Annotated in this window: 2 protein-coding genes; both read left to right on the forward strand. The window is 65.6% G+C overall.

Annotated features, from left to right (window positions below; genetic code table 11):
- Position 1 precedes the first annotated feature (1 nt).
- A complete protein-coding gene (locus EN969_RS27930; protein ID WP_013528929.1) occupies positions 2-949 on the forward strand; it encodes an ABC transporter permease in 948 nt (315 codons plus the stop codon).
- A gap of 137 nt (positions 950-1,086) precedes the next feature.
- Positions 1,087-2,166 (forward strand): enoyl-CoA hydratase-related protein (locus tag EN969_RS27935; RefSeq protein ID WP_206525246.1); only part of this gene is annotated, 1,080 nt, incomplete at its 3' end.

Genomic DNA, 2,166 nt, shown 5'->3' on the forward strand with positions numbered 1-2,166 from the left:
GATGACATCGGTGAGATCGCTGCTTACCAAACCCTGGATCTGGTCGTTCATTGGCGCCTTGCTGGTGTGGCTGGCGACGATCGCCTTCACCGGCGGTTATGGCGGGGGTGGCATGGTGACGGCAGCCCTTTCGCTGGCGGTATTCACCGTCATTGTCGGCGTCGGCCAGATGTTCGTCATCACGCTGGGACCAGGCAATGTCGACCTGTCGCTGCCGGCCAATATCGGCCTTGCCAGCGCCGTCGCGATGAAGGTGATGGACGGCAACGATTCCATGATCGCGGTCGGGCTTTTGGCGGCACTTGCCTGCGGGGCGGCGATTGGCGCCGCCAACTACCTGCTGATCTGGGCGCTGCGCATCCCGCCGATCATCGCCACGCTATCGGCCAGCTTCATCATCCAGTCGATCGACATCAGCTATGGCCGCGGGCTGCAGATCAAGCCGCCGCCGGGCTTCGCCGATTTTGCCAACTGGCAGGTGCTGGGCATTCCGGTGCTGGCGATCCTCACGGTATTGTTCACCGTCGGCGCGGCCATCGCGCTGCAGCGTATGATCTATGGCCGCTCGGTGCTGGCGATCGGCCAGAACATTCGCGCGGCGTGGCTGGCCGGTGTCAATGTCGGCCGCATCCGCTTCCTCACCTACACGCTGTCGGGCGCGCTCGGCGGCATCGACGGCGCGCTGCTCGCCGGCTATTTCCGCGGCGCCAATGTCGACATCGGCAACGAATATCTGCTGGCCTCGATCGCCGTCGTCGTCATCGGCGGCACGTCGGTCGCCGGCGGCAAGGCCAATGTCCCCGGCGTCTGGGGCGCGGCTTTGTTCCTGGTGCTGCTTTTGACCATGCTCAACACGTTTGGGGTGAGCGCCGGGGTGCGGTTGCTGCTGACGGGGCTGATCATCGTCGGGGTGATCACGGCGGCGGGCGGGCAGAAGGCGCTGCGGTAGCCTCCGCCTTCGTCGTCCCAGACACCTTCAAGGCCTGTAATCATTGTGCCAGGCCGACATCCGGTTCCCTTCGACGTTATGGCGCTGTAAATCCCGTTCGCGTGGCCACGGCCGCTGAATAATGCTGGGAGGTTTGCGTGTCCGATTTTGTGAAGGTCAGCCGCGACGGCGACGTTGCCGTCGTCACCATCGACAATCCGCCGGTCAACGCGCTGAGCTTCCATGTCCGCGAACCGCTGATGCAGGCGCTGGTCGAATTGCGCGACGATGCGTCGGTTGCCGCCATAGTCATTGCATGCGCCGGCCGGACGTTTGTCGCCGGCGCCGACATCACCGAGTTCGGCAAGCCGATGCAGCAGCCCGAACTGCGCGCCATCGTGGCGACGCTGGAAACCATCGCCAAGCCGACGGTCGCAGCCATCCACGGCACCGCGCTCGGCGGCGGGCTGGAGCTGGCGCTGGGCTGCCATTTCCGTGTTGCCGATGCCGGCGCCAAGCTCGGCCTGCCGGAAGTCAAACTCGGCCTGCTGCCGGGTGGCGGTGGCACGGTACGGCTGCCGCGCCTTGTCGGCGCGGTGAAGGCGTTGAAGATGATCGTCTCAGGTGCGCCGATCGGCGCGACCGAGGCGCACGCCGCCGGTCTCGTCGATGCCGTCTTCGAAGGCGATCTGACCACGCATGCCGTGAACTTCGCTGGGGAAATCGCCCGCAAGGGTGGTCCCTTCACGCCGGTGCGCGATCGCAATGATGGTCTCAAGCAGACTGATCTCGCGGCGTTCGACGCCGGGGCTGCGGATCTTGCCAGGAAAGCGCGCGGCCTCGAGGCGCCGATCGCTTGTGCGCAGTCGGTGCGCAATGCCGTCACGCTGCCGTTCGATGCGGCACTGGCGGCAGAGCGTGCGCTGTTCGTCAAGCTGGTCGCCAGCGACCAATCGCGGGCGCAGCGCCATCTGTTCTTCGCCGAACGTGAGGCGACAAAGCTTCCAGGAAAAGACGTCGTCAAGCGCAGGATCGCCCGCGTCGGCGTCATCGGTGCCGGTACGATGGGCGGCGGCATTGCCATGGCCTTCGCCAATGGCGGATATCCCGTGACCTTGCTGGAAACCAGCCGTGAGGCATTGCAGCGTGGCTTGGCGACCATCGACAGGAACTACTCGGTTTCCGTCACGCGCGGTTCGCTCAGCGACGACGCCAAGCGGGAGCGGCTCGCCCAGTTC

The organism is Mesorhizobium sp. M7A.F.Ca.CA.003.01.2.1, from assembly GCF_003998945.1.
Lineage (GTDB): Bacteria > Pseudomonadota > Alphaproteobacteria > Rhizobiales > Rhizobiaceae > Mesorhizobium > Mesorhizobium ciceri.

Bases quoted from the DNA above. Each gene is read 5' to 3' on its own strand.
- EN969_RS27930 (WP_013528929.1), top strand. From the start codon at position 2: ATGACATCGGTGAGATCGCTGCTTACCAAACCCTGGATCTGGTCGTTC.